This window comes from Bradyrhizobium sp. BR 10289, assembly GCF_019455385.1.
GTDB lineage: Bacteria > Pseudomonadota > Alphaproteobacteria > Rhizobiales > Xanthobacteraceae > Bradyrhizobium.
The window spans coordinates 46,360-72,373 of sequence record NZ_JACOFR010000005.1 but is presented as its reverse complement, the minus strand read 5'-3'; the positions used below and the strand labels follow the sequence as shown (position 1 = coordinate 72,373).

Genomic DNA, 26,014 nt, shown 5'->3' with positions numbered 1-26,014 from the left:
TACTTCACTCTGTCGCCTATTCCAGCGGCGCAACGATCGTAGGATGCTTGAACTGCGCAACGTCCAGCTTCGGCAACATCCCGGTCTCCGCGTAGATGTCCAACATCTTCTGGATTGCAGTGAAGTTCGGCGCAGCACCGGGGTCTCGACCGAAGTCATTGTCCTTGAGCAAGTAGGTCTCGAGTACCGGAATTGGTGCCTTCAGAACTTCATTGACCACCTTCAAGGTCTCTTCGCGGTTCGCCAGCGCCTTCTTCATGCCTGACGTGATGTCGCGGACATAAGCTTTGACCAGCTCCGGGTTCTTGTCGACGAAATCGGCACGGCAGGCTTCGAGGATGTGCACGATGTTCGGCATGGCCTGGGACAGCGAGAACAGTTTCCGTGTGCCACCCTTGGCTTCTGCGCGCGCGGCAAACGGCTGGTTCATGTTGACCGCGTCGACACGGCCCTGGCGCAAGGCATCTTCGGAAACGGCAAAGCCAACCTCGACCAGCTTGATATCCTTGGCGGGATCGACACCATTCTGCTTGAGGAGCAAGTTGAACGGCCCCTGCGTGCCGCCGCCGATCACGGAAATGCCGACCGTCTTGCCCTTGAGATCCGCAATCGTCTTGATCGGCGAGTCGTCCATGACGGCCCAATAGACCGAGAAACCGCCGGGCTTCTCGAAGACGTGCTGCGCCACGATGTAGGCCTTGAGATTGCCGCCAACCACACCGTTCGAGAGCGACAGCGGCGCCTGCGTCGCGCAATCCAGGGCGCCGGCCGCCAGTGCCTGCGTCATTGGCGCCGTGCCCTGAAACTGCGTCCATTCGATGTTGTAGGTTTTGCCGATATTGGGAAATTCGGCCGGGCGACGCATCATCCAATATTTGGATTCCTCAGCCGGGATGGTCCAGCCGACGCGGATCGTCTGCTGCGCCCGTGAGGGACTTGCTCCGGCAATCACGGCCGCAACCGCCCCTATTGCCAGCATCCATCTCGAAACCGTTCGCATCGCGCCCACTCCGTTGCTCCGGCGCCGACCGGCGCCACCCAACCCGGCTAACCTAAATGTTTCATGGTTCAAACAATCAGGCAAGCCATGCAAGCAGGCAGGTTTCGCCGCAGGATGCGCCATGTATGGTGAGGCGGTGGTCGCGCCGTTGCGCTGCGACAGGAGGAGGCAACCTATGGCTGACGCGAGCAAGGCAAACCCGCAAGGCGCAGAGCGACTCGGCTATATCGGCTTGGGACTGATGGGAACACCCATGACCCGGCGCCTGCTCAAGGCCGGCTATCAGGTCAGCGTCTGGAATCGCTCGGAAGGCAAGGTCGCGCCGCTCGTCGAGGCCGGTGCCAGACGCGCAGCTAGCCCCCGCGAGATTTTGGCTGGGTCCGACATCGTCTTCATGTGCGTGACGGATGCTGCCGCCGTGGAAGAGGTGATCTTCGGAGCCGAAGGACTTTCGACGGCCGCCGGTGCAGGCAAGCTCGTCGTCGATTTCTCGTCGATCCATCCTGACGCCGCACGCGCCCTCGCGACGCGACTGAAAGACGCGAACGGCGCAGGCTGGATTGATGCACCCGTGTCAGGTGGCACAAAGGGTGCCGAGGAAGGCACGCTTGCCATCATGGCCGGCGGCGATGCCGCCGATATCGAGAGAGTGCGCCCTTACGTTCTCGCCATGGCCCGCCGGTTCACCCACATGGGCCCGACCGGCGCTGGCCAGACAACAAAGCTCTGCAATCAGGTGATCGTCGGATGTGCAATGGCCGTCCTCGCGGAAGCAACGCGCCTCGCCGTGAACGCAGGAATTGACGCCAACCGGTTGCCCGAAGCGCTCGCCGGCGGCTTTGCGGATTCCATTCCGCTTCAGCTGTTCGTGCCGCGGATGGCCCAGAGCATTCACTCGCCGCCGCTGGGGCACATCGCCACGATGCTGAAGGACCTCGATACGGTTGCCGACGTCGCGCAGTCGACCTCGACGCCGGTACCGATGGCGTCTCTTGCGGGACAAATCTTCAGGTTGGCCAAAGCCGCACGAGGGGCGGAAGCGGATGCGCTGGAGATCTACAAGCTTTCAGCGGCAGAGCGCTGAACTGTCGAGCCGACCCGCAGGGTTACAGCTATTTCTTGCGTTCATCGTCGGCCAGGAAGCGGCCGTATGTCCCACGCGCGAACAGGAGCGGTTCCCCGGTGTTGTAAGCATAGGCCTCGACCGCGCCGAGAAAGATCACATGATCGCCGCCATAATAGCGGTTGACGGAGCGGCATTGAAAGTTGGCGACGCTTTGGGCGAGCACCGGAGCGTTGCCGAGGCCGGGCGTCCAGCCGACGCCGGCGAACTTGTCCTCGGACGATTTTGCAAACCTGTTGGCGAGCGCCTGCTGTGAGGTGCCGAGCACATGGACGGTGAAATGGCTGGCGTTCTGAAACACCGTCAGGCTCGATGAATAGATTCCAAGACTCCAGAGCACCAAGGGCGGATTCAGGGAGACCGAGGCAAACGAATTGCAGGTGATGCCGTAAGGCTTTCCGTCCGCAGCGGTCGCGGTGATGATCGTGACGCCCGTTCCGTATGCGCCAAGTGCGTTGCGAAAATCGCGCGGGTCGATTGACGAGCTGTCGCTTGCGAGCTCGTTGGCGGGATCGGGGACGGCTGGCTGCTTCTGCAGGTCATTCATCGGCCGGCCTCACAGCGTGAGATTTTCGGACGGCAGGCCCAGCGCCACGCGTCCATAATTGGTTCCGGCCGTATCGAAATTGAAGGCGAGATGCGAGTTGATCGCGTGGGCATCCCGGAATTGCCGCTGCAGCACACCCGTAGTGAATAGGCCGCGAGCCCCGCTCGCTGCAAACAGCATCGAGACCGCGTCTGTGCAAAGATTGACCGAGAAGGCTCCGTCGCGCCGGTACCTGGTCTTGCGGGCCATGTCTGGAATATGACCTCGCCGCGCGTCTTCCATGGCGTCGATGCAGGCCGAACGCATGATCAGGCGCGCAGCGTCGATCTTGGCCGAAGCCTCCGCGATTTTGATCTGCGTGCTCTGGAAATCGCTGAGCTTGGCGCGGTTGTAGGTCGAGATACGATGACGTGCAACCTCGGCATAATCGTCAAGGCACGCTTGCGCATTTCCGAGCGCGACCCCCGACAGGACGTAGGGAAACAGCGAAAACACCGGCAGTTGATACGACGGATTGGGATTGACCCTGCTCCCGGGCGTCGGGCCGCCAGCAAGATCGCCGACGGCAACCGTCATGTGATCGGCTACAAAGGCATCCTTGACCTCGACGTCGCAGGAGCCTGTCCCGCGCAGCCCCGCGACATTCCAGGTGTCCAGCACCTTGTAGTCGCCTTTCGGCAGCAAGAAGATTCGATACTCGATGCCGTCAGCCTCGTCGTCGGAGTAAACGACGCTTGCAAGCATGTTCCATTCGCAAGAGGCAACGCCGGAGGAGAACGGCCAGCTGCCGTGCAGCCGGTACCCACCCTCTGCCTTCGTAGCGCGCCCCGCGGGAAAAATGAACGAGGACGCGATCAGCGTGTCGGGATCGCGCCCCCACACCAGATCCTGCGCTTTCTGCTCGAACATTCCGAGCATCCAGTGATGGCTCGCCAGATTAGCGAGGTTCCATGCCACTGAGGCGTCTGCCCGGCCTAGCAACTCAGCGCAGTCGACAAGGGCGACATAATCAAGCTCGGCACCGCCGACGCGCATCGGCTGGAGCATTCGGAACAGACCGGCGTCGTGAAGATCCTTTTCGGTCTCTGGAGGAAGCTGCCGCAACTCCTCCGTCCGCGCTGCCCGCTCCCGCAACCGCGGCATCAGCGCTCGGGCATTCGCCATCATCGCCGCATAGGAGCGATCGGCTGCTTGCCGTGCCGTCGGCTGACCTGTGCTCGGCTCTTGACCAGGTGACATTCAAGTCCCTCGCGTTCACTTCTTTATGCGGCGGGAACCCAGCCAAATCAAGCCGAGGCGGCCCCTCAGGCCACCCTCTACGCCCTCAGGCCCGCATCGGCGTCGAAGGCGTTCGGGATCCAAAGACACCTTTCTCTGCGAACTCCGAAATACGACGCTCGTCGTAACCGAGCGTGTCTCGCAAGACGCATTCCGTATGCTCGCCCAGCAGAGGGGCGGCTACGGGATCCACCGCTGCCGTTACGCTCATGCTGATCGGCGGCTCGATGTTAGGCACCCATTCCGCTGTGCGATGGGGAATCCGGCTCAGGCGGTGGCGCTCGCGAGCCTCCGGCGCATTGAACCCCTCCTCAACCGTCCGGAGATAGCCGACCGGGACATTGGCCAGCTTCATCTTCGCCATCCAGTTCTCGAGGGTATCGCTGGCAAAGACTTCCGCGATGGCGGCTCGCAAGAGCTCCTTGTTCTCCGAGCGCGCCTTGCGCGTCGCGAATTGCGGATCGGTGATGAGATCGGGCCTGTTGAGCACCTCGACCACCAGCCGGCGATAGAGCCGTTCGTTGGCGCAGGCCATATAGAGCGGCCCATCGGAGGCCTCGTAGACGCCCACGGTGGGAGTACCGCTCGGAGAGTTACCGAAGCGGCCCGGGTTCTCGCCATTGATCAGATACGCCATGCCGTAGAAACCGGTCATCCCCATGGCAACATCGAACAGGGCGACCTCGACATGCTGTCCGCGGCCGAGCCGATCACGCGCCAATAGCGCCAGCAGGATGGCGTTGCACGCCGACATGCCGGTCGCCATGTCCACGATGGGCGGGCCGGTACGAACCGCGGGGCCGTCAGCAAAGCCGTTGAGCGACATGAAGCCGCTCTCCGCCTGCGTGATGGGATCGAAGCCGGGGCGTGAGGCGAATGGTCCGGTGCGCCCGTAAGCCGAGATCGAGCAATAGACGAGCCGCGGATTGAGCGGCGCAACAGCATCATAGTCGAGGCCGAATTTCTTCATCACGCCGCTGGAGAAATTCTCGACGACCACATCCGCCTTGCGGATCAGATCCAACGCGACCCCGCGGGCTTCGGGCACGGCGAGATCGAGCACGATGCCATGCTTGTTACGATTCAAGCTGAGATAAGCGGCGCTCTCGCCGCCAATCTCAGCGTGCTCATAAGCGCGCGTGTCGTCGCCGCCGTCCGGGTTCTCGATCTTGATGACATGCGCGCCAAAATCGGCAAGCGTCTGCGTGCAGGCCGGTCCCGCGACGACCCGCGTGAAGTCGACGACCAGCAGACCATCGAGCGCGGTCGGCCCTCCCGTCGCCCGCGGCGAACGTTCCGGCAATTGAGGCTTGGTGGGCATGGACAGCGCTCCCTTACATCGGCTTATGGTTGCCGAATTTCCTGCAAGAGTGAACTTAAAGCGCGGCGCCGCCGACTTCGCAAGTGCTTCGCCGGCATCGCCTCAATACGCAAAAAGGGCCCAGCAGCCATCAGGCTGCCGGGCCCTTGCGTTCCGCGCCGAGGGAAACCTCGCTCAGCGAAGCTGCTTTCGCCAGTAAAGCGTATGCGCCCAAGCCCAGGGGACCTCGGGATCGTAAAGCCGATAGCCCGCCTGAATGAAATTATTGGCCGACACCGGATTGTCGGTCGTATCCGAGACGATACTATCCCATCCGACACGCCGTCCCCTCGCCTCGACCGCGCGCATCAACCTGCGTTGAAGTCCCCGTCCCCAATGCCGTTGCAACACCCCGACTCTGGAGAAGTAGCCGCCGTTTCGGACGTGCGTCGATGGCATAGCGCCGGCAAACGCCACCGCGTCATCGCCGTGATAGGCGAGCCACCACGCCCCCAGATCGAATCGCGGCATGGCCGCTGCATCGAAGAACGTCAGCTGATGCAGCTCGGCCAAGGTGTCCGCGATATCGTCATCGGACGGATCAACGATGCGAATTCTGTACATGAGACGGTCCGGCGGTGAGGAATGACGAGAGAGCAAGCGCAACGGTGTTGCCGCAGTGAAGACTCACTTGCCCAGCACGACCTTGACGCCCAGCCAAACGGCGCCCATCAGGCCGGTGGCGATGACGGTAATGACGGCCTTGAAAGTGTAGCTTTGCGCTTGCTCCACGCTCTTGCGCCACCGGCGCAAATGTTGGAAGTCAGCCCGCAGCTCCTTCCGGTCGTCATCTTCGATTCCGAAAGAGGCCAGCACTGACGCCACCGCCTTCAAGACGATCGCATCGATGCTGTCTTGCTGGAGCCTGTGCTGCTCGGCCAGCGTCTCTGCAACGATCGCCCTGATTTCATCGTCTGGCATCTTCACCGCTTGATGATCCTTGCAACATTCTCGAAACCGCGCTTGGCGAAGTAGAACGAGACGACGAGATTGGCCGTGATCGCCGCGAATCCCGCCAGCGCGTCCGTGGAGCCGAGGCCAAGGACCTTGTCCCAGACGAGAAGCTTTGCGAAATAGAACGCCACGCAATATCCCATCAACTTGTCCGGCTCGTACCCGCGAGCGATATCAGATAGGCGGTCATCGTCTCTCCACGAAAAAGAAAATGCGCGGCAGATCGCGACTGAGGCGCGATCGTTTCGGGCGCGAACCCTATCTCCGTCAAGCCCGGAGACCGCAGCGGCGCGGGCGAACAGGGCCCGGCGCCGCAAGGCCGGCACGTTCGCGCGTGCACGGCCAGCAATGGTTCGGACGGCGGCACGCCGATCGGCGCTCCCTCAACGCGTACAAGCGAGTGCGTGGCCGCAATGCGTGGGCCGCCGTCCGATTCGGGAAAACGGGGTACGAAAAAACCCGCAGCGGATCTCTCCGCGCGGGTTGTTACGAACTTTTCGATGATGCCACTATGCCACTGTTTTGCCCGACGGGTCAAGTGCTATTTCGCTTTTTGCGAACTTTTATGCGTGCTCTTGCGCGGCTAGCCAAAGCTCGTCGTGTGAGTCCTCGAAGTTCCGTGCCGCCCCGAGGCTACCGAGAACGCTGATCGACGCACGCTCCACGCTCTCCTCGATGTGAGCTTCCATCACCACATTGTCGCCGGGATGCACGATGACCCGTTCGATCCGGTGAATGAGCTCCAGGGGTTTGCCCTCCTCGCTCGCCAGCGGCTGGAACGGCTTGCCCCACCCGCGATCAAGAATCGCGTTTGCAGCGGTAACACGCGCATAGGCGGGCGCGTTCGTGTCGCGCATGATCTGCACGAGGGTTTTGACCGCAAGACCAGTATGAGTCCGCGCCAGGGATTTGATTTCAGTAATCGTTCGCTGCTTCAAAGTTCGACGAGCTGCGGCTCTTGCGAGAGCGGCTTCGGAAACGAGTTTGTAGACAGGTTCATCCATCTGGAAATTCCTTCAACAAACAAGGTCATTCGTTCTGTATTAAAAAGTCGCAGGGCCGGAAATATTCGGCACGGACGCGTTGAATGGTTCGGACGGCGGCACGCCGATCGGCGCTTCCTGAACGCGTATCAGCTAAGAGCGTGGCCGCGATGGGTGGGGCGCCGTCCGATTCCGGAAATGGGGTAAGAAAAAACCCGCGGCGGATCTCTCCGCGCGGGTGTTACGAACTTTTCGATGATGCCACTATGCCACTGTTTTGCCCGACGGGTCAAGCTCTATTTCGTTTTTTGCGAATTTTTCTTCGGTCGATCGGTCGCCGCCACCGACCGCGGCAACATCTGCTCGCGGCGCCGGCATGTGCGGGCCATCACGCCGGGACGACGCGAATGGCCTTAAGCCTGAGCCATCGCGTCTGCCCGAGGAATTCCCATGCGAACCTTCGCCCTTCTGCTCTCCCTGCTCGTCATCTCCAGCCCGGCACTCGCCGAAGAGGCCCCGGATTTCTCCGGTGTCTGGAAGCGCGACTGCGCGAAGAGCTATGGCCTGAAGATCTGGCGCAACGAGGACGATCAGTTCTCGGTCACGTTTTGCGTCGTGACCAGCTGCGGCAGCCCGGCGTTCATTCCGCACACGCCGATCGCGGGGGATCCGAAGTTCAGGATCGTCTCGGAATCCGAGATCGGCCTCCGGCGCGTCGACGTTCCCGACGCCTTTCTGATGTATCACCGCTGCTCGCGCGATCCCGCATCCCCGTTCCAGGTAATGGCGGCGGAAGGCGCCAAGGAAGCCAGTTCTACTCCGTCGCCAAAATGAAAAAACCCGCTAGCGGATCGCTCCGCGCGGGCTGAACCGAACTCTTTCGATGATGTCACTATGGCACTGTTTTGCCCGACGGGTCAAGCACTTTTTGCGAAAAAACGAATATGCTCGCCAAGCCAGCCCGAGATTGCCGCTCAACACTGCGCCGCAATCGGTTGCTGATCGCTAGAAGCAACTCTTTGACCAACTGCCAAATCACGCATAGAGTTTAGTTGTGTTTTTCTGAAACGCTATCTCCCCGCGTCGCGAGGGCTGATGTGACAGAACCCGCTGAAACCAACTCTGCCGCAAAAAGCACGGGTGCTTTTGACAGCATCTTTCCAGGAAAAGAGTGGGCAGTCTTCTCAGGGTTTGCTGTGTCGACCGCAGCGATAGCCGCCTATGCATACGAATGGGGATACGGCGACGCGATCGGCTTTGACGTAATCTCGACGACAACCGTGGCGGATAGAGCGTCGGAATGGCGGGTGCTATGGCCGATTGTTATCTCGATTTTCGCGGGTCGACTTCTCATTCCATTTTGGGGCGATATGTCCGGGTATCCTGAATGGGCGCAGAAGTTACGGAAGAGTGGCATTTCCGGGTTCGGGTGGGTGGGGTTTGGGATCGTGTCGTTTCTTGCCATCGCCATGATGTTCGTGCCTGGGTTCCGAGAAACCCATCCAGAGATCGGCGATGATCCCAGTAGGGTGTCGGCTTATTCAATCGTTGTCGTCCTTCTGATGTTCGTCTCTTCTCCAATCTTCGAAGTGAATGTGCCTTTGGGAAAAGTCGGTCTCTATCTTTCAATGGTAGCTTGCGCAGTATTGTTTGCACATTTCCTCGGCGGTCAGGATGGGGAGGATATCCTCAACGCACGCGTGCAAGTTCCATTGGCTTGCTTGAAGGAGGACGGCACTCAGTCGCGTACCCCCGTCGCGATTATTCGTAGCTTTAGTTCGGGATCGCTCGTCGTCAATCCAGCGAGCCGATTTTACTGGCTGGAAGCAAAAGACACCAAGAAGCTTGAGTTCATTCCTCCCTCAGCGGTGCGCGATCCGTCGGCCTGCAGTCGTTAAACTCATGCAAGATCGCTCAGGCAGATTCACGCAGAGGGAGTGCCAATTGAAAGTAGAAAGGCTGTTGCGCATTCGCGGTGATGAACGCCTGTAGTGCCGGAGTGATCTCCGCATTATCGGCGGCCGCTTCCGCCAGCGCATCTGCGATCTCGCTGGTCGCATCGCGTGCGTGGCCCTCGATGGCGTTGAAGGCGACGATCCGCACGGGATAGGTGTACTGGCCGGAGAGCAAATCGCGAATGATGGTGTCGCGGTCGGTGTCCTGTTCGTCGGTCTCGCGCCAGGCGCAGCCGGCGCGCGCGCCAAAGTCCTCAAGCACCAGATAAATCTCCCGGTCGAGGCGGTCGGTCGGGATGATCGAGGGCGATGAACGCATACACTACTCCCACAACTACGCAGTGGCGAGAGCAGGCCCCGGCTTGCAGGGGGGCTGGGGGTATGGCCGGGGCCGCTCCGCCAGCTCGGCGGCGAGCCGGCAGGCACCAATGCCATCGTGACTGACTCAGTTCCTGAGCTGGGGAGATTCTTGGCGAAGACGGCGCAAAAAAGCCGGTCGCTCACGCGGCCGGCTTCCACCACTCTCACGAACTCAAGGTATCAGCGGCTCAGCTTGCGCTCGACCTTCTTCCGGCTGCTGCCCACCTTCTTGACGGCCTTCTTCACGGCCGAGGCCGAGCGGCCGGTCTTCTTTGCTTCGTACGCGACTTCGTACTTCTGCCCGCCCGCCACGCGCGCGCGGTCCTGCTTTCGACCGCGAGCAGTCTGCTTTTTCGCTTTCGCCATAGCTGCACCTCCATGCATGTGAGAAACGCTATGGGATTCAATTGGTTCCCTCTGCTCTTCCGGCACCTCATGAGACGGCGGAACGAATCCCGCCGCAAAGATTCGAATCGAAGTGTTTGTTGCGTGGAGTTGTTCAGTGGCGTCGCAGCGTCATCGGAAGTCAGTGGCGATCGGCGTCAAGGCGCCCTTCCCCGGCTTTATCAAACCGGCCATGGCAACCTCGATCGAGAGGGTGCCGTCCGGGGAAAGATGGATTCACGAAATCAAGTTCGACGGCTATCGCGTGCAGGTGCACCTCGCCAACGAGTCCGTCAAAGTTTTCACCCGCAGCGGCCTTGACTGGACCAAGCGCTTCAAGAAGGTCGCCGCTGATGCCTGGCACATCAAGGCGGGCTCGGCGATCATCGATGGCGAAGTCGTCGTCCCTGCCGCTGATGGTACGACCGACTTCGCGGTGCTTCAGAACGAAACAAAAGGCACATCCTCAAAGATCGTGCTCGTTGCATTCGACCTGCTCTATCTGGACGGCCGCGACCTTCGCAAGCTGCCGCTGATCGAGCGCAAGGCCGCGCTCAAGAAGATCGTCTCCGGCACCGATGTGCAGTTCAGCGAAAGTTTCGAGATCGACGGGCGAGAGATGTTCACCCACGCCTGCAAGATCGGCCTTGAAGGCGTTGTCTCGAAGGTACGGAATAGCCCTTATACAAGCGGGCGCGGCAACTACTGGGTCAAGACAACCTGCGCGCAACGCGAGACGCTGACCATTGCCGGCTTCGTGCTCGACGAAGGCAAATGGGATGGCATGTATCTCGGACGCCGCAAGGGCGATGACCTGATCTACGCCGGCAGGGTTGATCACGGCTTCGACAAGACGTCGGCAGCCGAACTCCAGAAAAAGTTGAAGCCGCTCGTTCGGAAGACGCAACCCTATGCCAAGCGCATTGCGCATAAGGGCATCTGGGTGGAGCCGAAGCTGCTCGCGGAGATCGAGTATCGCGCCAAGTCCGCCGAGGGCAAATTGCGGCATCCGTTTTTCAAGGGCTTGAGGGAGGACCTCTGATGGACGCGTTTGATCAGTGGTGGGCCTGGGCGCAAAAGCCGCGCGACAGCTCGATGACAATACCTTCATGGCTGCACGAAGCGGTGATTATGCTCGCACCGGAAGAACGACGCGATCGAGCAAAGGTAAATGCGGCGGCAAAAGAGGCAGAGGCTCGTGACGAGGTTTAAATTCCGTACTGTGGGCTGGCAGCCGACGAGCGAGGAAGATCACTTCATGGATTGCCCAACTTGCGGGGAGCGGTTTGACTGTCGCGACCTTGGCGAGGCGCTGGAGCACCAACACGGTGAACCTGTCGAAGAGGAGCCGACACAACATTAGCTTTTGGCGTGCGCCGAAAAGTTTTCCACACCTACGACAGCCAGTATGGCATTCGCATTGGGCACCACTACGGATCGATAATTTGCCAACCGCAACGGTTTGGCTTTGATGCTTCCATGACCACGAAGTCGCGCGAATATCTCTACGGCACTCAGATCAAGATGTCGGCGGAACGCGCCAAGCAAGCGCGCAAGGAGGCCGATCGGCTCGCCTGCGAAGCTTGGAACTATCGCATGCTTGGCTACAAGGGTCCGGCGCAGCCGTCGCCGACGATCGGCGACGCCATCAATGGCGGCTACCTCTACCTTGAGGTCCGGTGTCACGGGTGCAATACCAATCAGACTGTCGCGCTCGATATTGTCAGGCGTCCAAAGACGACGCCTGTCCACGAACTGGAACGTTATATGCGGTGCAAAAGCTGCTCCGAGATACGACGATATCCCTACAAGCGAAGTACGCTCGTCGCGCTCAGGCCGACGAAGATTTCAACTGGGAGTCCGCCCTCAACCTGGTGGCCGGGCGAGCGTTGAGGAACTGCAATGTGCAATCTCTATTCGATCACGACAAACCAGGCCGCCATCGCCGAGCTCTTCCGCATCGTCCGCCGCTACGAAGGCAATCTCGCGCCAATGCCCGGCGTGTTTCCTGATTATCCGGCGCCCGTCATTCGCAATGGCGAGGACGGCGAACGCGAGATGGTGATGATGCGATGGGGCATGCCGCCCCCGCCCCGCACCGGCGGCCCGCCCGTGACCAACATTCGCAACACCTCCTCCCCGCACTGGCGCGCCTGGCTGAAGCCGGAGCACCGCTGCCTCGTGCCCGCCAACAGCTTCGCCGAATATGCGCCGGAGCCGAATCCGGAAACGAAGAAAAAAGACGTGATCTGGTTCGCGCTGGCGGAGTCACGGCCGCTGTTTGCGTTTGCTGGCATCTGGACGACGTTCAATGGTGATCGAGGGACGAAGTCAAAACCGGTGCCGGGGCCGCATCAGGTCTATGGGTTTCTTACGACGGCGCCGAATGCGGTGGTTGAGCCGATTCATCCGAAGGCGATGCCGGTGGTCCTTACCACGAAAGAAGAGCGTGACGTCTGGCTTCGGGCGCCTTGGGATGAAGCAAAACGGCTCCAAACACCGCTCCGCGATGACGCACTAAAGGTCGTCCGCCGGGGCAACAACAAAGAAGACCCCGCTCCCAATTCAAACATTTGACAAGCATTAGTTGCGCCCTTCATAAATACGCCTGTGTTAGCTAGCGGGGGACGAAGGGAATGGCTTTAGAAAAGCATCAGACTGACGATGTGTTCGGCGTCAGCCGCGACATTCCTATTAGCTATGTCGAGCGGAAACACGTCGACGACAAGCTGTTAGAAAACATTACCCGCAACAAGCACATCATCATTTTCGGCAGTTCCAAGCAAGGCAAAACCTGTCTTCGTCGTCACTGCCTACACGACGATGACTACATCGTAGTGCAATGCCAAAACAATTGGGATATCGCGAAACTTTGCGAAGCAATATTGAAAGCGGCTGGGTGTGAGGTTGAAATATCGAATACCAAAACGGTAGAGGGCAAAGCAAAGCTGAGTGTGAAGGCAAAGGGAGGGTTCAAAATCTTCGGCATCGGCACCGAAGTCGAAGGTGGAAGTGAAGGCGAGAAGGGTAGCAAATCAGAAGTCCGCACGGAGCCGATCGAATTGGATGCTAGCGACCCAAACGATTTAGTACGAGCCTTAAAGGGCATTGAATTTCAAAAATTGATTGTACTTGAAGATTTTCACTACCTTCCGCAAGAAACCCAGGAACAATTCGCGTTTGCGCTAAAAACGGTTCACGAGGCCTCCAAGATCACTTTCATCATTGTCGCAGTATGGCGCGAAGAAAACCGGCTGATCGTATACAATGGAGATCTGGCTGGTCGGGTGATCTCAGTTGATGCGGACGCGTGGTCTTCAGTCGATTTGCAGCGTGTTATCAAAAGTGGAGAAGAATTGCTAAATGTTCAGTTTCCAGCAGCCTTCAAAGCGCAGCTAATAACCGACAGCTTGAACAGCGTCTACGTCGTGCAAGAATGTTGCTACAAAGCGTGCAAGCTTCACGATGTGCATTCCACAAAAGATGCAACCTACTACTTTCCCGAGGCACTTGATGCGCAGAAGCTCGTGGCTGAGGTCATCCAAGAGCAGAGCGCCCGGTATGGAGCTTTCGTCACAAACTTCGCTGCAGGCTTCGGCGAAACGCAGTTAGAGATGTACAAATGGCTACTTTATCCGGTGCTCACATCGACCATCGACGAGCTAACAACCGGGCTTACCTATCGCCAAATCAGGACACGAATTGAGAGCAAGCACCCTCAAGGCAACACTCTAAATCCGGGGAATTTAACGCAAGCATTGCAGTCAGTGCCCGCGCTCCAGGCCAAAAAGAACATTAAGCCCTTCGTTTTAGACTATGACCGAAGCAACTTGCGCCTAAGTGTTGTCGACAAAGGATTCTTGATCTGGTTGGCTGCCCAAGATCGAGGAACATTATTGGAAATGGTAGGATTGCCGACGTTGAATGAAGACGGGTCGTCAAGACTTGCACTCTGAGGCATCGTCCGGCCGAAGGAGGACTATAGATTTTATAGGGATGCCGCTCTGTTACTGACCAACCTGAGGAAAACCGAAGCGAGCCGCCGGTGCAGGCTTGAACGAGCGCCTGCGCCGGCGCGCCGATCATCGCCCCGTCCGCAGCCGCGTCGGCCATCCCACCCGCACCAACGTTTCGTCGGGATCGGATAGCGCGAACTCGTACATCCCCCACGGCTTGTCCTCGGGGACCTGCTGAAACTCACGTGCCGCAGCGTCGACGTCCTCGAGGTAAAGGTAGAGCCCGAAGGGATTACGGCCAGGGATCAGCCAGCCCTCGACGGCGTCGGTCAAATGAAGATAGCCGCCCTGCCCGTTCGACAGCATGCGATAGCTGTCCTCCTCCCCTCGCGCGGGCCGTTCGCTGTCCGGGCGCGCAAATCCCAGGCGATTGTAGAATCGCTCGGACGCATCGAGGTCGTTGCACGGCAGGATGGCGATCAAGGCTCCGGACGGGCTCATGGATGCACTCCGCTAAGGGCCGCAGGACGAGAAAACCCGCGCCGGATCGCTCCGCGCGGGCTTCTTCAACGATGCCACTCTAGCCCTGTTTTGCCCGACGGGTCAAGCGATATTTTGAAAAACCGAAATTGACCCGCCGCGCACGAGCAGCCGGATCAATACGGCCGCTCGGAAGACGGCTGCCCGCCGTGCTGGGATTCGTCGTAGACGCCGTAGGTCTCGTAGGCGCGGTTGCGGCCCCAGCGGTGATAGCCCGGCGCATAGCCGCCATAGGCGTAGCCGTCGTCAGTGGCATAGCCCGGGCCGGGCGCGTAGGCGTAGGCCGACGACGCCGCGGCGCCGATGGCGGCGCCGGCGATGAGGCCGCCCGCCAGACCCGGGCCCCATCCCGGGCCCCAGTGCCGGGCCTGCGCGGGCATCGTGGTCGCCATGCCGATCGCCGCGAGGGCGCCGACGGTCGTGCAGATGATTGCTGTCGCTTTCATTTTTCAATCTTTCCTGATGGGTATGAGGAGGCAACGCACGCGCATCGCGGCGGTTGCCTGACATCGACGTGAATTCGCGGAAGCCGGATCGGTGCGAATTGACCGGGAGGGTTGCAAGCTCTCCGCGGCAGATTCGGTCCGCGACGCCGCGCACGCGGCACGATCGCTGCGCACGACCCGCGCAGCATCAGCCCGGCAGGGTGTCCTTGTTGGGCTGCTGCTCGGCAGACGGATCGGGGATCTCGCTCTCGGCATCGACCTCCGCTTTGGCGGCGTCCCAGAACTCCTGGTCGCGGCCTTGCGGCCGCCCCGCCTTTTCCCAGAGCTGATAGGCATAGGTCCGGATCAGCGCTTCATCCGCCATCGATGGTCTCCTTCGCGGGTTGCTTGCATCGGACAAGGCGCGGACGCGCGGCCTCGTTCCTGTGCGGCGTCACGACGCCGCGGGAACGGGAAGGCCCCGTTGCCGTTTTCTCCCGATGACACACGCCGCGACGGACCCGCTGCTGGAGCGCGCCGATGCCGCGCTGCTGGAGGCGGCGCGGCTGCGGCGGGAGCGCTTCCGCCTCGCCGACGAGGCCGCGGCGATCCTGCGGCGGGCCGGTCGCGTGCAGACGCTGCGCGGCGGCCTCGTGCCGGCCGCGGCGATCGCGCTCGCGGTCAGGGATTCCGATCGCGGCTAGGCTCGACGGGAAACGGCTCCTGGGTCTTGCGGCCCAGGAACGTATCGGGCGTCGCCATCTTCAGGATCTCGAAAGCCTTCACCGTCATCTCGCGCATCCGCGCGGTCTGCTCTGCAATCATGGATGCTTCGTCGTGGACGCGCCGGATATGCGCGTTGTCGCCCGCCATGGCGGTGCTCCCTTGCTCAATGCAGGCGGGAGCACAATGGGTCTCTCAGCCACCGACGCCTACGGACAGAGCCTTGGCCGGTGATGCCCGGTAAACTACCACAGGTCGCGAAGGTTCAAAAGTGGACATTCGAATCGGCCGGCGGGCCGAACAATGAGTAAGCGGCTCAAAAGGCGCAAACCGCGTTGCATCCTCAACGCGAAAATGTGTCCGCCGGCCTAACAAAAGATGGGGTATCTCCGGCTGATGCGGCGTACATTCAACCATCACCGCAAGGCCCCCGGCATCCATCGGTGATGAGAACGCATCGAAGCGCTCCCGCCCCTCTCGAACAGGGGAGCACGCCATGTTGAAGCGGCGTCGTTTCAAGCAGATCAGGACACTCCAGGAACGGCTTGCAGAGGAAGCGACGCGATGTCGCGACGAGGCCCGCGCGCTGGCGCCGAGCCGCCGCCGCGACTTGCTGCTGCGCCGGGCGCGGCAGAACGAGACGGCGATGCAGATCGACGCCTGGCTCTATTCGCCCGGCCTGAGGGCACCGACATGACCCGCCAATATCGCGCATACCTTGTCGGGGAGGACGGCGTCTTCCGATCCGCCGACGCCTTCGAGGCGCCGTCAGATACCTCGGCCCTCGACCTTGCACAGCAGTTGACGCGGCGCGGCGACGTCGAGGTCTGGCAGCTCGCGCGCAAGATCGGCTTGCTGAGGGGGCCGCAGCCGCCCGCGGCCTGACGGCTTCGGCGACGGCCCCGCTTTCGCGCCGCGCAAAGCTCGCGCTACGCCGCCCGCGACAATTCCGGCGTCCGCTTGATCTGTCCTTCCAGCAAAGCGATCGAGGTGCGCAGATTGTCCCGGCGCGCCCGCAGCGTCAGGGCCAGCATGGGATAAGTGGGGCTCGCAGGGTCGGCATTTCCCGCATTGCGTTCCTCCTCGGCAATGTCGGCCTCGAGCATCTGGATCCGCCAGTTCAGGTCGGAAATCAGGGCGTGGAGCTTCAGGGACGCGGTCGCTTCGAAACGGGACGGTGACTGCATGGGATCGCCTCAATCTGGGTCAGCCCGAACGGCCGGGCCGGGATTAAGACGTCTTGCAGCAAGAGCGATGCCAGAGATCTGCGGGACTGGAGCTCAAGGAAAACGGCCCCGGCTGGGGGGCTTGGGGCTGCAGTGTGGCCGGGGCCGCTCCGCCGGCCCGGCGGCGGGCCGACGCATGACAATGGAGCAATCCGGCGCAGCGTTCCTATTGCGCGCGGCGTCCCGGTGAGACGCCTCACTCCTCCGCGAGCTTGTGCGCGAGATAGGCGTCGACCGTTTCGGCGAACGAGCGCTGCACGCCGACCGCGGCGCCGTGCTGCTCCAGCGTGTCGCGCTGGAGTACGCGCAGTCCGCGCCCGCGCAGGCAGGCCGGCGCAGTGTTCAGATATTGATCGATGGCCCCCTTGGCCTGCGGGATGGCCTTCGGATCGCCCCGTGCGATCAGCAGCCTGAGCAGGCTCTGGCATTCGGCCAAGCCGGGCATGGGTGTGGCCTCAGCCCTGGCGCGACTTCGGCTTCGGCCGCTTGACCGGCTGAGTGTGGGTGCCGAACAGCATGAGCAAAAACGCGATTTCTTCCTTCGAACCGACCTGGATCATGATGATCTCCTTTTCGCTTGTTTGGTCGAGGCGAGCGCACAAGCCGTTCAGGACAATCGGGTTTCAGGATCGTTTCAGGCGTGTTTCGTCGCGCCGGCCGAGGGCGCGCCGCGCGAACGGCATCGCCTTGCGCTAACAAATGCCCGTCGTCCGCCGCATGACCTCCGCGAGGTCATCCATGGAGAACGGCTTGCGGATCATCGGAAATCCGTCCCGCCTCCGTTCGCGGCCCGAGAGCTGAAGAACCTTCAACCCGGGACGAAGCCGCGCCGCGCGCTCGGCGAGTTCGTGGCCGTCCATGCCGGGCATGTTGATGTCGGTGATCAGCGTGGAGATTTTTTCCTCGCGGCCCAGCATATCCAAAGCGGCCGCGCCGCTGCCGGCGGTGACGACCTCGCACCCGAGCTCTTCCAGCATGTTTGCGACGACCTCGCGCACATCGGCGTCGTCGTCAACAACCAGAACGGTGTGACTCATCGAAAGAACCTCTTTCGGTTTTTAACCAAGGCGTATTTCGGATGTTCCACGGCTTTTGCGCGAACGGTTTTTCGATTTTGGACAAACGGGATCACCGAAGCGCGCTCGCCGATGGCGATGTTTCAGCCGGCGGCGCAAACTTGATTCAAATGCAACGAGCGGGATTCGGCGGAATGAAATCTGTTCGCGCCAAGCTGGCACATGTCGCCCGCACGGGCGCAGGTCGAAAGCTCAAGTCGAAAGCTTCGGAGAGATCTTCGATGTACTACGTCGCCGCCGCATTGCTGGTGCTGTCGGGACTGTTCTACTCCTCCGGCCACCACGAACTCGGCCAGTTCGGTTCGGACGTCTGCAGATATGGCAGCGTGTTCTGCGAGAACCCGGTGGTCGTCTTCACCGGCAGCGCGCTGGCCGCGGCCTGGGGCATGTTCGTCAGCATCAAATAAAACGCGGCATCCGGGCCGCGCTAGAGCGACAGCTCCTTGCGGACGGCCGCGGCGGAGTTGCCGACCTTGTCGACGGCCTTTTGCAGCTCTTCCTTCGACACGCCGAGCGCGTGGGTCCAGTATTTGACCTCGAAGGCCTCGTGCATGTTGATCTTGCTGCGGTCCGGCTGCTCGCGCTTCGTCAGACTGCCCATCCCGATGATCCTCGCGCTTGTGACGGGAAAACGCGGCAATGGAGCTGCCGTTCCCAAACGGGCCGATACGACGATCCCTGCGGCCGCAGCCGCCCGCAGCTCACACCCTCAGCCACAGCATCGAGGCCAGAACCGCCGAAAACAGAAACAACGTGACGATGGCAACTTTGAAAATCAGGTCGGCTGCCATGGCTGCCCTTCTCACGTTCGATGTCCGCGCCCTGACGGCGGATGGTCGTGATCGCCTGTCTCCAGTTTCGGGACACCCGATCGAGGCATGACATTCGCCACGACGACTGGGTGGTGACAGGCCACGAATCGGCAGCGTAACGGCCTCATCCCCGGTTGGTTCCCATGTCGGGAACGCAAACTGATAAATGTTAGGCGCCGGGCGCGGCGCGCCCCTTCGGCCAACTTGATATTTGTTGCATTCGCCGCCCCTGGAAACGCATCGTCCACAATGTTGCGATCCCGGGACGGCCCAATTTAACCTTTGTTATCAACAGCAAGGCCGGCTTCATGCTTTTTGCCCCCACGGCGCGCTCTGGCGCGCGGGGGATCAAGTGACGTGACAAGCGACAGAATCTGGCCGCCGCTGTTCGAGCGACTGAAAACGACGACCGGTGCGTCTGACCAGGATTTGCAGGCCTTGGCCGCGCTGCCGTTCACCTTGCGCCACTACCGCGAAAACCAGACCGTGCTGCGCGACGGCGAGCAGCCGAGCGAGTGCTGCCTGATCGCCGACGGCTTTTGCATGCGCGCCAAGACGATCGCGGACGGCAGGCGGCAGATCCTGTCGATCCACATTCCCGGCGACCTGCCGAACCTGCAAAACCTGCACTACGCGGCGATGGATCACGACCTTGTCGCCCTGTCCGATTGCACCCTCGCCTTCATCGGCCACAGGGCGCTGAAGGACCTCATCCGCGAGCGGCCGGGCGTCGGCGACATGTTCTGGCGCGACACGCTGGTGGACGCCGCGATCTCCCGGGAATGGATCGTCAATGTCGGCCAGCGCTCGACCTACAATCGCCTCGCGCATCTGATCGTCGAGCTGCGCGAGCGGCTTCGCCTGATCGGCCGCGTCATCGACAACACGTTTGCGATTCCGCTGACGCAGGAGCAGCTCGGCGAAGCCATGGGCGTCACCAGCGTTCACACCAACCGCATCCTGCGCGATCTGCGCATCGACGGCGTGCTGGAGCTGCAGCGCGGCACGGTCAAGATCTTCGACGAGCACAAGCTCCAGGAACTGGCGCAGTTCGATGGACGCTATTTGCATCTGTCGCCATCGGCCTGAAGCCGTCACGGCGCGCTCAGGGAACGAAGATCTCGTCCGTCGCCATACGCACGTTGCGAATGGCGCGGCAGGCCTCCATCGTCGCGCGACTGTCCTCCGGCACAAAGCTCAGCAGCAACGAACGCCGCCGCGCGCCGGATCTGTTGCAGGTCGCCCCATGCGGCAGATCGGCGTCGAACACCAGGATGTCTCCCGCCTCACCCGCCATGATAGAGGACAGCGTCTCCGCGACCTGATCAAGCGCTCCCGGATCGAGATGACGCGGGATCAGGCGCGTTGCGCCATTGTCCGCCCCGTAAGCATCGAGGAAGACCAGTGCGGCCACGGCTTTCATGCCCGCGCCATCGCGATGCAGCGGCTGGTGGCCGCCGTCCTTGAGCGGCTCGCGGCCTTCGACCTGGGCAAGAAAGAACGGAGCACCCAGCATCTGCGCGGCCGCGGCCAGTAGCGGCGGGACCCGGCAGGCCTGCTGCACCGTCGGGTCGAGATCGACGAGGGCGTGACGCCAGCCCGCCCCTCGCGGTGCGGCCCATTGATCGCCGGTCCCGACACCCGCGTCGAAAGCAGCACGCAACGCCTCGCGCCACGCCGCGGGGACCGCGCCGCGCAGCAGGAGGTAACCGTCGCGGTCCAGCCGTGCCGCCTGCTCTGCGTTCAGCGGCTCGACCTTGGTGGGAGGCGGGGCAAGGCTCATGGCGCTCCCTACAATCTCAGCGTGTCTTTAGCAAGGGTATCGCGCCATGACCAGCGGCGGGCTGTCCGTCTCGGTCGGAGCAAACGAAAAGCCCGCGGCGGGGTCCCGGCACGGGCTTTGATGGTTCTTGCGATGATGTCCTTATACAGGTGTTTTGCCCGACGGGTCAAGCATTATTTCGTGAAATCGGAATTTGCGGCGCCGATCCTGGACGGGAACCTTTGTTCCCTCGCAGCATTTCCTTACCGACTTTTCCCGCCGAGGCCCCTTCATGAAAAGCGACAGCGCCGTTGCCCCGACGAAATCCGCACCGACGCTGCTGCAGAGGCTGGGACCCGGCCTCATCACCGGGGCGGCCGACGACGATCCGTCGGGGATCGCCACCTATTCGCAGGCCGGCGCGCAATTTGGCTTCGGGCTGCTCTGGACGGTGTTCCTGACCACGCCGTTCATGATCGCCATCCAGCTCGTCAGCGCACGGATCGGCCGGGTCACCGGCAAGGGGCTGGCCGCCAACGTGATGCAGATCGCGCCGCGCTGGGCGGTGCTGGCGCTGGTCGCCATGCTGGTCGCAGCGAACACGTTCAACATCGCGGCCGACATCGCCGCGATGGCCGAGGCGCTCTCGCTCGTGATCGGCGGCCTCAACCACGAGCACGCGCTGATCTTCGCGGCCGGCTCCACCCTGCTCCAGGTGTTCCTGCCCTATCGCCGCTATTCGCCGGTGCTGAAATTCCTGACCCTGGCGCTGTTCGCTTATGTCGCCACCGCCTTCACCGTGAAAATCCCCTGGAGCACGGCGCTGCTCGCGGCGGTGTGGCCGCAGCCCAATGTCAGCGCCGAATATCTCCTGATGGTCGTCGCGGTGCTCGGCACCACCATCAGCCCCTATCTGTTCTTCTGGCAGGCCTCGCAAGAGGTCGAGGAGATGAACCAGGGTAGGAAGGACAAGCCACTGCGCGATCTGAAGCGCGGCGGCGATCCGGAACTCGCGCGCATCCGCACCGACACCCTCGCCGGCATGGCGCTCTCCAACGGCATCGCCTTCTTCATCATCCTGACCACCGCGTCGGTGCTGCATTCCAACGGCGTCACCAACATCAATTCGGCGACGCAGGCCGCCGAGGCGTTGCGCCCGCTCGCCGGCGACTTCACCTTCGCCCTGTTCGCGCTCGGCATCATCGGCACGGGCCTGCTGGCGATCCCGGTGCTGGCGGGCTCGGCCGCTTACGGCGTTGCGGAAATTTTCGGCTGGCACGCCACGCTCGAGGCCAAGCCCGACGAGGCCGTCGGCTTCTACACCATCATCGCGGCCGCGACCGCAATCGGCTTCGGGCTCGGATTTACCGGCATCGACTCCATCCACATGCTCGTCTGGAGCGCGGTGCTCAACGGCATCGTCGCCGTGCCGATCATGGCGATGATGATGATGATCGTCTCGAGCCGCACGCTGATGGGCCGCTTCAGGGCCCGGACCTGGCTGATATGGCTGGGCTGGGGCGGCACGGCCCTGATGGCGCTGGCGGTCCTCGCGATGCTCGGCTCGTCGGCGCTCGGGTGACTAGGGCGAGGACAGCGCCGCCGAGATCTGCGAGGCGATGATGAAGGCCGCGAACACGGCCGGCACGCTGATGAACCGCAGGAACTGATCTATCGAAAGCATCACTGTCTCCCCAAAGACAAAGCGCCCTCGCCCGCCGCGCTACTCCACCCCTTGCGCGACGTGCTGATCGGCGGTGAGAAACCGGTCGGAAACGGCGGCCCCGCTCATCGTGAGGAGCGCCAGAATCGAGATCATGGCTAGAAATTGCATGGCCTCTGGATCGGATCCGATTGTGGCCAAATGAGTCAGGGCTTGGCGCATTTTCGGGACCATCCCGGGAAAGATCATGGCTATCCCCACCGGATTCTACGGGCTTTTGCGCAACCGGGCCGGATCGAGCTTTCGGTCGCGCCTCTGCAGGCTTCACGCCGACCGATCGCTAGCCTAACAATTGGGGCTGGAGCCGGGCTTGCGACCCGCCACAAGAAAAACAAGGCCCGGCCGGGCAACAGGGAGCGACATGACCCATTCGTCAAAAGCAACAAGCATCGAACTCCTCGCCTGCGACGCGGGCTGGAGAAACTACCATTTCGTCAAGCTGACCACCGAGGACGGCATTGCCGGCTGGAGCGAGTTCGACGAGGGCTTTGGCTCGCCCGGCGTTGGCGCTGCGATCCAGCGGCTGTCCGCCCGGGTCATCGGGCAGAACGTCTTCCAGCATGAACGCATCTACGCCGAACTGTTCGCGGCCACCCGCCCCGCCGCAGGCGGGGTCGTCGCCCAGGCGCTCGGCGCGATCGAGAACGCGCTGCTCGATGCCAAGGCGAAGTGCCTCGGCGTGCCCTGCTACGAACTGCTCGGCGGAAAGATCCGCGACCGCGTCAGGGTCTACTGGTCGCATTGCGCGACCTGGCGGATCAATCATCCCTCCTGGTACAAGCCGCCGATCGAAAGCCTCGACGGCGTCAAGGCGATGGGCCGCGAGGTACGCGAGAAGAAATTCACCGCGCTCAAGACCAACATCTTCTCCTATGACGACGGCAAGCCGACCGGATGGCGGCCCGGATTCGGCTCGCCCTTCTCGCCCGAGATCAACGTCGACCGCAAGATCCTGCGCGACCTGCGGATGCATCTGGAAGCGATGCGCGATGGCGCGGGCCCCGACGTCGATATCCTGCTCGACTGCAATTTCAACGCCAAGACCGAGGGCTATCTGAAGATCCTGCGCACCATCGCGGACCTCGACATGTTCTGGATCGAGATCGACAGTTTTAATCCGGAAGCGCTCGGCTATATCCGCCGGCAGAGCCCGCATCCGATCTCGTCCTGCGAGACACTCTTGGGCTTGCGCGAATTCCTGCCCTATTTCCATCAGCAGGCCATGGATGTCGCGATCATCGACACGCCCTGGAACGGCGTGTGGCAGTCCATGAAGATTGCGGCCGCCGCGGAAGCGTTCGAGGTCAACGTCGCCCCGCACAATTTCTACGGCCATCTATGCTCGATGATGAACGCGCATTTCTGTGCGGCCGTTCCGAACTTGCGCATCATGGAAATCGACATCGATCGCCTTGCCTGGGACCGCGAGCTCTTCACATACGAGCCGGACATTCAGGAGGGCCATCTGGTCATCCCCGACCGGCCCGGCTGGGGTACCGAGCCGAACGAGGAGGCGCTGCGCGCGCATCCGTCGAAGACGAGCGGCGGCCTCCTCAACTACGGCCGAAAAAGCTGAGACCCCTTATGGCGTAACGGGGTTCACGGTGGGGGAGGTCTTCGGCCCCAACCGTTCCGGCTCGACCGGCGATTTGGGTTCGGTCGGAAGCACCTTGGCGCCGGCCGCACGCGCCGCCTCGCCCGTCGTTGCGTACATCGCGACATGGGCCGGCTGCGTCTTGGCGCGACTCCACGGCCCATGGTCGACGATCAACATCGCCGCAATCGTCAAGCCGGCCACGATCAGCGCAATCACGCCAGGATGACGAAGCGCTGTGGACATGGAGTTTGCGAAGCGATCAGTTGCCATCGAAGGATCCGTATCTTTCCTCTCGCGGGGTTAATTCAAATGCGTCCCGCGAGTTCCAGTTTCGTTGAAGCAAGTTCCGAGCCATGGCGCGGAACCTGCTCATCACGATACGTTCACTTCTTCACGTCGGGTCGCGCATCCCCGACGAACCCGTCGCGATTTGGCATCTTGATGGCCGCGAGCGATTTTGCATCGAGCGTTGCGTCCGCTCCGAGCAGTCCGTTCAGATTGAGAATATAGGCCGACACCGCGTAGACCTCTTCGTCGCTGAGTGATTGCGGTGCGTTCTGCGGCATGGCACGACGGATGTAGTCGAACAATGTCGGCGCATAGCGCCAGTAGCTGCCAACCGTCCGGATCGGTTTGGGCGTTCCGATCGTGCCCTGCCCGCCGGCGAGCCGGTCGCCGAGACCACCCTCGCCCTTGTCGCCGTGACACGAGGCACATTGCTGGGCGAACACCTCGCGTCCATGGCTGACCGAACCGCTCCCCTCCGGCAGATTGCTGCCGTCGCGTCCGATATCGATATTCCAGCCTGCGATCTCGGCGCTCGTCGCCGGCCGACCGATGCCGTACGTGCTCTGCGCCCGTGCTCCGCTTGCGAAGGCACACAGAGCAATGGCAACGGCGATGCCACAGGTCTCACCCCAGCGCATTGGTCACCTCGCCGCTCTCAGCGATGCGCCAGGGCCAGATCGCGTTGTTGTGGTAGAAATAATTCTCGCCGCGTACCGCAAGCAGTTCGGCCAATGTCGGTTGCACGTAACCCGTCTCATCGATGGCGCGGCTCTGGATCACGGCTGGCTTGCCGTCCCATCGCCAGGGCAAACGGAAGCGTGTCAGAGCACGCGTCAGCACCGGCTCCTGCAATTGCGCGTCCTGCCAGCTCTTGCCGTCATCGACCGACACCTCGACCCGCGTGATCTTGCCATGCCCGCTCCAGGCGATGCCTGTGATCTCCTGGAAGCCGGGCGCGTTCAGGCGCTGGCCGCCCGAGGGACGCGTGATGATGGACTTCGCTTCCATGTAGAAGGAAAACTCACGTGCGGTGCCATCCGGCAGGAGATCGGTGTATTTCGAGGTCTCCTCGCGCGAGTAGGCGGGCTCCGCAGTCACGTGCAGGCGCCGCAGCCATTTCACGCTCATATTGCCTTCGAAGCCGGGCAGGAACAGTCGCAGCGGATAGCCCTGCTGTGGACGCAGCCGCTCGCCGTTCTGGCTGTAAACCAGCATGGCGTCCTCGAGACATTTCTCGATCGGGATGCTTCGCGTCAATGCTGCCGCATCCGCGCCTTCGGCGACCACCCATTTGGCATCGGGCCTTAACCCGGCTTCCTGAAGCACCAGCTTCAGGCTGACGCCGGTCCATTCCGCGCAGCTCACCAGCCCCACGAGGTCGGATGCCGTCTTGCCGTAAGGCTTGCTGTAGCCGGGATTGCCGGAGCACTCGAGAAAGTGGATGCGGGACTGCGACGGGAAGCGACGCAGATCGTCCATCGTGAAGATCAGCGGGCGCTCGACGAGACCGTGCAGAATCAGCCGGTGCTGCGCCGGATCGATCGCCGGGACGCCGCCATGATGCCGCTCGTAGAACAGCCCGTTCGGCGTGATGATGCCGTCGAGGTCTTGCAAGGGTGAACGACTGGAGGCGGAGATGTATTGCTTGAGCGTCTTCGAGATGTTCCTGACGACGTCCTTTTCGAACGGCGATGGCGCGCCATAAAGCTGGCCTCCCGTCGGCTCGCCCGGCGTCTTCATCCATTCGGGAACGTTGGGCGGAAGGTTGTCGGTCTCCGCCGCAGCAGCGCCCGTACCGAGCACTGCGCCTCCGAGCGCTGTCGCGCTGCCTGTCAGGAAACGCCGGCGTGTGGCGTTCAAGGGATCGTCGTCGGAACGTCTCGTGCTGCTCATTGCGGGTCCCCGGCTGGCGCTGAGCCCGCATGAAACCGTCAGACAACCG

Annotated in this window: 37 protein-coding genes and 1 pseudogene; 15 read left to right on the top strand and 23 right to left on the bottom strand. The window is 61.9% G+C overall.

All coding sequences use genetic code 11. The annotated features are described in order from the left end of the window. Positions 1–16: 16 nt before the first annotated feature. Positions 17–1,000 (bottom strand): ABC transporter substrate-binding protein, encoded by a 984-nt coding sequence (locus tag HYH08_RS11425; protein WP_220010123.1) that lies wholly within the window; start codon positions 998–1,000, stop codon positions 17–19. 175 nt (positions 1,001–1,175) lie between these two features. Here HYH08_RS11425 and HYH08_RS11420 point away from each other — a divergent pair, with 175 nt between their 5' ends. After that, on the top strand, positions 1,176–2,084 hold the full coding sequence (locus tag HYH08_RS11420) for an NAD(P)-dependent oxidoreductase (protein WP_220009891.1): 909 nt from the start codon (positions 1,176–1,178) through the stop codon (positions 2,082–2,084). Positions 2,085–2,112: 28 nt separating this feature from the next. Here the strand turns inward: HYH08_RS11420 and HYH08_RS11415 are convergent, their stop codons facing one another. The 7 genes and pseudogenes from HYH08_RS11415 to HYH08_RS11385 all read right to left on the bottom strand — a co-directional run bounded on the left by HYH08_RS11415 (position 2,113) and on the right by HYH08_RS11385 (position 7,266). Continuing rightward, complete coding sequence (locus HYH08_RS11415; protein ID WP_220009890.1) at positions 2,113–2,670, bottom strand: flavin reductase family protein; 558 nt, start codon at positions 2,668–2,670, stop codon at positions 2,113–2,115. Positions 2,671–2,679: 9 nt separating this feature from the next. Next, a complete protein-coding gene (locus HYH08_RS11410; protein ID WP_220009889.1) occupies positions 2,680–3,909 on the bottom strand; it encodes an acyl-CoA dehydrogenase family protein in 1,230 nt (409 codons plus the stop codon). Positions 3,910–3,994: 85 nt separating this feature from the next. Further along, complete coding sequence (locus HYH08_RS11405; protein WP_220009888.1) at positions 3,995–5,269, bottom strand: CaiB/BaiF CoA transferase family protein; 1,275 nt, start codon at positions 5,267–5,269, stop codon at positions 3,995–3,997. Between the two features lie 174 nt (positions 5,270–5,443). Next, entirely contained in the window at positions 5,444–5,872 is a 429-nt protein-coding gene (locus HYH08_RS11400) for a GNAT family N-acetyltransferase (protein WP_220009887.1), read from the bottom strand. A gap of 63 nt (positions 5,873–5,935) precedes the next feature. Continuing rightward, on the bottom strand, positions 5,936–6,235 hold the full coding sequence (locus HYH08_RS11395) for a hypothetical protein (RefSeq protein WP_220009886.1): 300 nt from the start codon (positions 6,233–6,235) through the stop codon (positions 5,936–5,938). Continuing rightward, a pseudogene (locus tag HYH08_RS37875) lies at positions 6,232–6,429 on the bottom strand (hypothetical protein); the annotation flags it as partial. The pseudogene HYH08_RS37875 and the gene HYH08_RS11395, both read right to left, overlap by 4 nt. A 396-nt stretch (positions 6,430–6,825) precedes the next feature. Beyond that, a complete protein-coding gene (locus HYH08_RS11385; protein ID WP_349631415.1) occupies positions 6,826–7,266 on the bottom strand; it encodes a hypothetical protein in 441 nt (146 codons plus the stop codon). A gap of 429 nt (positions 7,267–7,695) precedes the next feature. Here HYH08_RS11385 and HYH08_RS11380 point away from each other — a divergent pair, with 429 nt between their 5' ends. Together HYH08_RS11380 and HYH08_RS11375 are read left to right on the top strand one after the other, a co-directional pair. Further along, a complete protein-coding gene (locus tag HYH08_RS11380; protein WP_220009885.1) occupies positions 7,696–8,079 on the top strand; it encodes a hypothetical protein in 384 nt (127 codons plus the stop codon). 263 nt (positions 8,080–8,342) lie between these two features. Next, positions 8,343–9,143, top strand: a complete 801-nt coding sequence (locus HYH08_RS11375) for a hypothetical protein (protein WP_220009884.1) — start codon at positions 8,343–8,345, stop codon at positions 9,141–9,143. A 16-nt stretch (positions 9,144–9,159) separates the two neighbouring features. Here the strand turns inward: HYH08_RS11375 and HYH08_RS11370 are convergent, their stop codons facing one another. Further along, the gene (locus HYH08_RS11370) at positions 9,160–9,519 is read right to left on the bottom strand and encodes a hypothetical protein (RefSeq protein WP_220009883.1); all 360 of its coding nucleotides are present in this window, start codon (positions 9,517–9,519) and stop codon (positions 9,160–9,162) included. Positions 9,520–9,740: 221 nt separating this feature from the next. Beyond that, positions 9,741–9,926 carry a DUF3606 domain-containing protein gene (locus HYH08_RS11365; protein ID WP_220009882.1) on the bottom strand — a complete coding sequence of 62 codons (186 nt, stop codon included), beginning with the start codon at positions 9,924–9,926 and terminating at the stop codon, positions 9,741–9,743. Between the two features lie 136 nt (positions 9,927–10,062). Here HYH08_RS11365 and ligD point away from each other — a divergent pair, with 136 nt between their 5' ends. From ligD to HYH08_RS11340, 5 genes are all read left to right on the top strand, one after another. Continuing rightward, the gene (gene ligD / locus HYH08_RS11360) at positions 10,063–10,986 is read left to right on the top strand and encodes a non-homologous end-joining DNA ligase (protein WP_220009881.1); all 924 of its coding nucleotides are present in this window, start codon (positions 10,063–10,065) and stop codon (positions 10,984–10,986) included. After that, positions 10,986–11,156 (top strand): hypothetical protein, encoded by a 171-nt coding sequence (locus tag HYH08_RS11355; RefSeq protein WP_220009880.1) that lies wholly within the window; start codon positions 10,986–10,988, stop codon positions 11,154–11,156. The genes ligD and HYH08_RS11355 overlap by 1 nt, the downstream gene beginning before the upstream one ends. A 267-nt stretch (positions 11,157–11,423) precedes the next feature. Next, positions 11,424–11,837 carry a hypothetical protein gene (locus HYH08_RS11350; RefSeq protein ID WP_220009879.1) on the top strand — a complete coding sequence of 138 codons (414 nt, stop codon included), beginning with the start codon at positions 11,424–11,426 and terminating at the stop codon, positions 11,835–11,837. A gap of 9 nt (positions 11,838–11,846) precedes the next feature. Beyond that, positions 11,847–12,521, top strand: coding sequence for an SOS response-associated peptidase (locus HYH08_RS11345; protein WP_220009878.1), 675 nt, complete (start codon positions 11,847–11,849; stop codon positions 12,519–12,521). A gap of 59 nt (positions 12,522–12,580) precedes the next feature. Beyond that, positions 12,581–13,900, top strand: coding sequence for a hypothetical protein (locus tag HYH08_RS11340; protein WP_220009877.1), 1,320 nt, complete (start codon positions 12,581–12,583; stop codon positions 13,898–13,900). Between the two features lie 126 nt (positions 13,901–14,026). On the opposite strand, the gene HYH08_RS11335 is transcribed toward HYH08_RS11340, so the two are convergent. The 3 genes from HYH08_RS11335 to HYH08_RS11325 form a co-directional block, all read right to left on the bottom strand. Beyond that, entirely contained in the window at positions 14,027–14,401 is a 375-nt protein-coding gene (locus HYH08_RS11335; RefSeq protein WP_220009876.1) for a VOC family protein, read from the bottom strand. 155 nt (positions 14,402–14,556) lie between these two features. Continuing rightward, the gene (locus HYH08_RS11330; RefSeq protein WP_220009875.1) at positions 14,557–14,886 is read right to left on the bottom strand and encodes a hypothetical protein; all 330 of its coding nucleotides are present in this window, start codon (positions 14,884–14,886) and stop codon (positions 14,557–14,559) included. 187 nt (positions 14,887–15,073) lie between these two features. Next, positions 15,074–15,250 (bottom strand): DUF2934 domain-containing protein, encoded by a 177-nt coding sequence (locus tag HYH08_RS11325; protein ID WP_220009874.1) that lies wholly within the window; start codon positions 15,248–15,250, stop codon positions 15,074–15,076. Positions 15,251–15,365: 115 nt separating this feature from the next. On the opposite strand from HYH08_RS11325, the gene HYH08_RS11320 reads away from it, so the two are divergent. Next, positions 15,366–15,569, top strand: a complete 204-nt coding sequence (locus HYH08_RS11320; RefSeq protein WP_220009873.1) for a hypothetical protein — start codon at positions 15,366–15,368, stop codon at positions 15,567–15,569. On the opposite strand, the gene HYH08_RS11315 is transcribed toward HYH08_RS11320, so the two are convergent. Next, complete coding sequence (locus HYH08_RS11315) at positions 15,547–15,738, bottom strand: hypothetical protein (protein ID WP_220010151.1); 192 nt, start codon at positions 15,736–15,738, stop codon at positions 15,547–15,549. The two genes, HYH08_RS11320 and HYH08_RS11315, sit on opposite strands and share 23 nt — an antisense overlap. A gap of 346 nt (positions 15,739–16,084) precedes the next feature. Between HYH08_RS11315 and HYH08_RS11310 the strand changes: the two genes are divergently transcribed. Continuing rightward, entirely contained in the window at positions 16,085–16,285 is a 201-nt protein-coding gene (locus HYH08_RS11310) for a hypothetical protein (protein WP_220009872.1), read from the top strand. Beyond that, positions 16,282–16,473 (top strand): hypothetical protein, encoded by a 192-nt coding sequence (locus HYH08_RS11305; protein ID WP_220009871.1) that lies wholly within the window; start codon positions 16,282–16,284, stop codon positions 16,471–16,473. The genes HYH08_RS11310 and HYH08_RS11305 overlap by 4 nt, the downstream gene beginning before the upstream one ends. Positions 16,474–16,517: 44 nt before the next feature. On the opposite strand, the gene HYH08_RS11300 is transcribed toward HYH08_RS11305, so the two are convergent. The 3 genes from HYH08_RS11300 to HYH08_RS11290 form a co-directional block, all read right to left on the bottom strand. Further along, positions 16,518–16,775 (bottom strand): hypothetical protein, encoded by a 258-nt coding sequence (locus HYH08_RS11300; RefSeq protein ID WP_220009870.1) that lies wholly within the window; start codon positions 16,773–16,775, stop codon positions 16,518–16,520. A gap of 235 nt (positions 16,776–17,010) precedes the next feature. Then, positions 17,011–17,259 (bottom strand): hypothetical protein, encoded by a 249-nt coding sequence (locus HYH08_RS11295; protein ID WP_220009869.1) that lies wholly within the window; start codon positions 17,257–17,259, stop codon positions 17,011–17,013. A 247-nt stretch (positions 17,260–17,506) separates the two neighbouring features. Further along, complete coding sequence (locus HYH08_RS11290; RefSeq protein ID WP_220009868.1) at positions 17,507–17,851, bottom strand: response regulator; 345 nt, start codon at positions 17,849–17,851, stop codon at positions 17,507–17,509. A gap of 260 nt (positions 17,852–18,111) precedes the next feature. On the opposite strand from HYH08_RS11290, the gene HYH08_RS11285 reads away from it, so the two are divergent. Then, positions 18,112–18,297 (top strand): hypothetical protein, encoded by a 186-nt coding sequence (locus tag HYH08_RS11285; protein ID WP_220010121.1) that lies wholly within the window; start codon positions 18,112–18,114, stop codon positions 18,295–18,297. Between the two features lie 20 nt (positions 18,298–18,317). Here HYH08_RS11285 and HYH08_RS11280 read toward each other — a convergent pair whose 3' ends face one another. Next, positions 18,318–18,491 carry a DUF3606 domain-containing protein gene (locus HYH08_RS11280; RefSeq protein WP_220009867.1) on the bottom strand — a complete coding sequence of 58 codons (174 nt, stop codon included), beginning with the start codon at positions 18,489–18,491 and terminating at the stop codon, positions 18,318–18,320. 568 nt (positions 18,492–19,059) lie between these two features. On the opposite strand from HYH08_RS11280, the gene HYH08_RS11275 reads away from it, so the two are divergent. Next, the gene (locus tag HYH08_RS11275; protein ID WP_220009866.1) at positions 19,060–19,791 is read left to right on the top strand and encodes a Crp/Fnr family transcriptional regulator; all 732 of its coding nucleotides are present in this window, start codon (positions 19,060–19,062) and stop codon (positions 19,789–19,791) included. 16 nt (positions 19,792–19,807) lie between these two features. Here the strand turns inward: HYH08_RS11275 and HYH08_RS11270 are convergent, their stop codons facing one another. Then, positions 19,808–20,485: a phytanoyl-CoA dioxygenase family protein gene (locus HYH08_RS11270; protein WP_220009865.1), complete on the bottom strand. Its 678-nt coding sequence runs from the start codon at positions 20,483–20,485 to the stop codon at positions 19,808–19,810. 271 nt (positions 20,486–20,756) lie between these two features. On the opposite strand from HYH08_RS11270, the gene HYH08_RS11265 reads away from it, so the two are divergent. Next, positions 20,757–22,046 (top strand): NRAMP family divalent metal transporter, encoded by a 1,290-nt coding sequence (locus HYH08_RS11265; protein WP_220009864.1) that lies wholly within the window; start codon positions 20,757–20,759, stop codon positions 22,044–22,046. Positions 22,047–22,187: 141 nt separating this feature from the next. On the opposite strand, the gene HYH08_RS11260 is transcribed toward HYH08_RS11265, so the two are convergent. After that, the gene (locus HYH08_RS11260; protein WP_220009863.1) at positions 22,188–22,376 is read right to left on the bottom strand and encodes a hypothetical protein; all 189 of its coding nucleotides are present in this window, start codon (positions 22,374–22,376) and stop codon (positions 22,188–22,190) included. Positions 22,377–22,548: 172 nt separating this feature from the next. Here HYH08_RS11260 and HYH08_RS11255 point away from each other — a divergent pair, with 172 nt between their 5' ends. Continuing rightward, on the top strand, positions 22,549–23,763 hold the full coding sequence (locus tag HYH08_RS11255) for a mandelate racemase/muconate lactonizing enzyme family protein (protein ID WP_220009862.1): 1,215 nt from the start codon (positions 22,549–22,551) through the stop codon (positions 23,761–23,763). 6 nt (positions 23,764–23,769) lie between these two features. On the opposite strand, the gene HYH08_RS11250 is transcribed toward HYH08_RS11255, so the two are convergent. The 3 genes from HYH08_RS11250 to soxC all read right to left on the bottom strand — a co-directional run bounded on the left by HYH08_RS11250 (position 23,770) and on the right by soxC (position 25,965). Next, entirely contained in the window at positions 23,770–24,054 is a 285-nt protein-coding gene (locus HYH08_RS11250) for a hypothetical protein (protein ID WP_220009861.1), read from the bottom strand. Between the two features lie 113 nt (positions 24,055–24,167). Continuing rightward, on the bottom strand, positions 24,168–24,710 hold the full coding sequence (locus tag HYH08_RS11245; protein WP_220009860.1) for a c-type cytochrome: 543 nt from the start codon (positions 24,708–24,710) through the stop codon (positions 24,168–24,170). Further along, entirely contained in the window at positions 24,697–25,965 is a 1,269-nt protein-coding gene (soxC, locus tag HYH08_RS11240; protein WP_220009859.1) for a sulfite dehydrogenase, read from the bottom strand. Before soxC ends, HYH08_RS11245 begins: the two co-directional genes overlap by 14 nt. Positions 25,966–26,014: the final 49 nt, after the last annotated feature.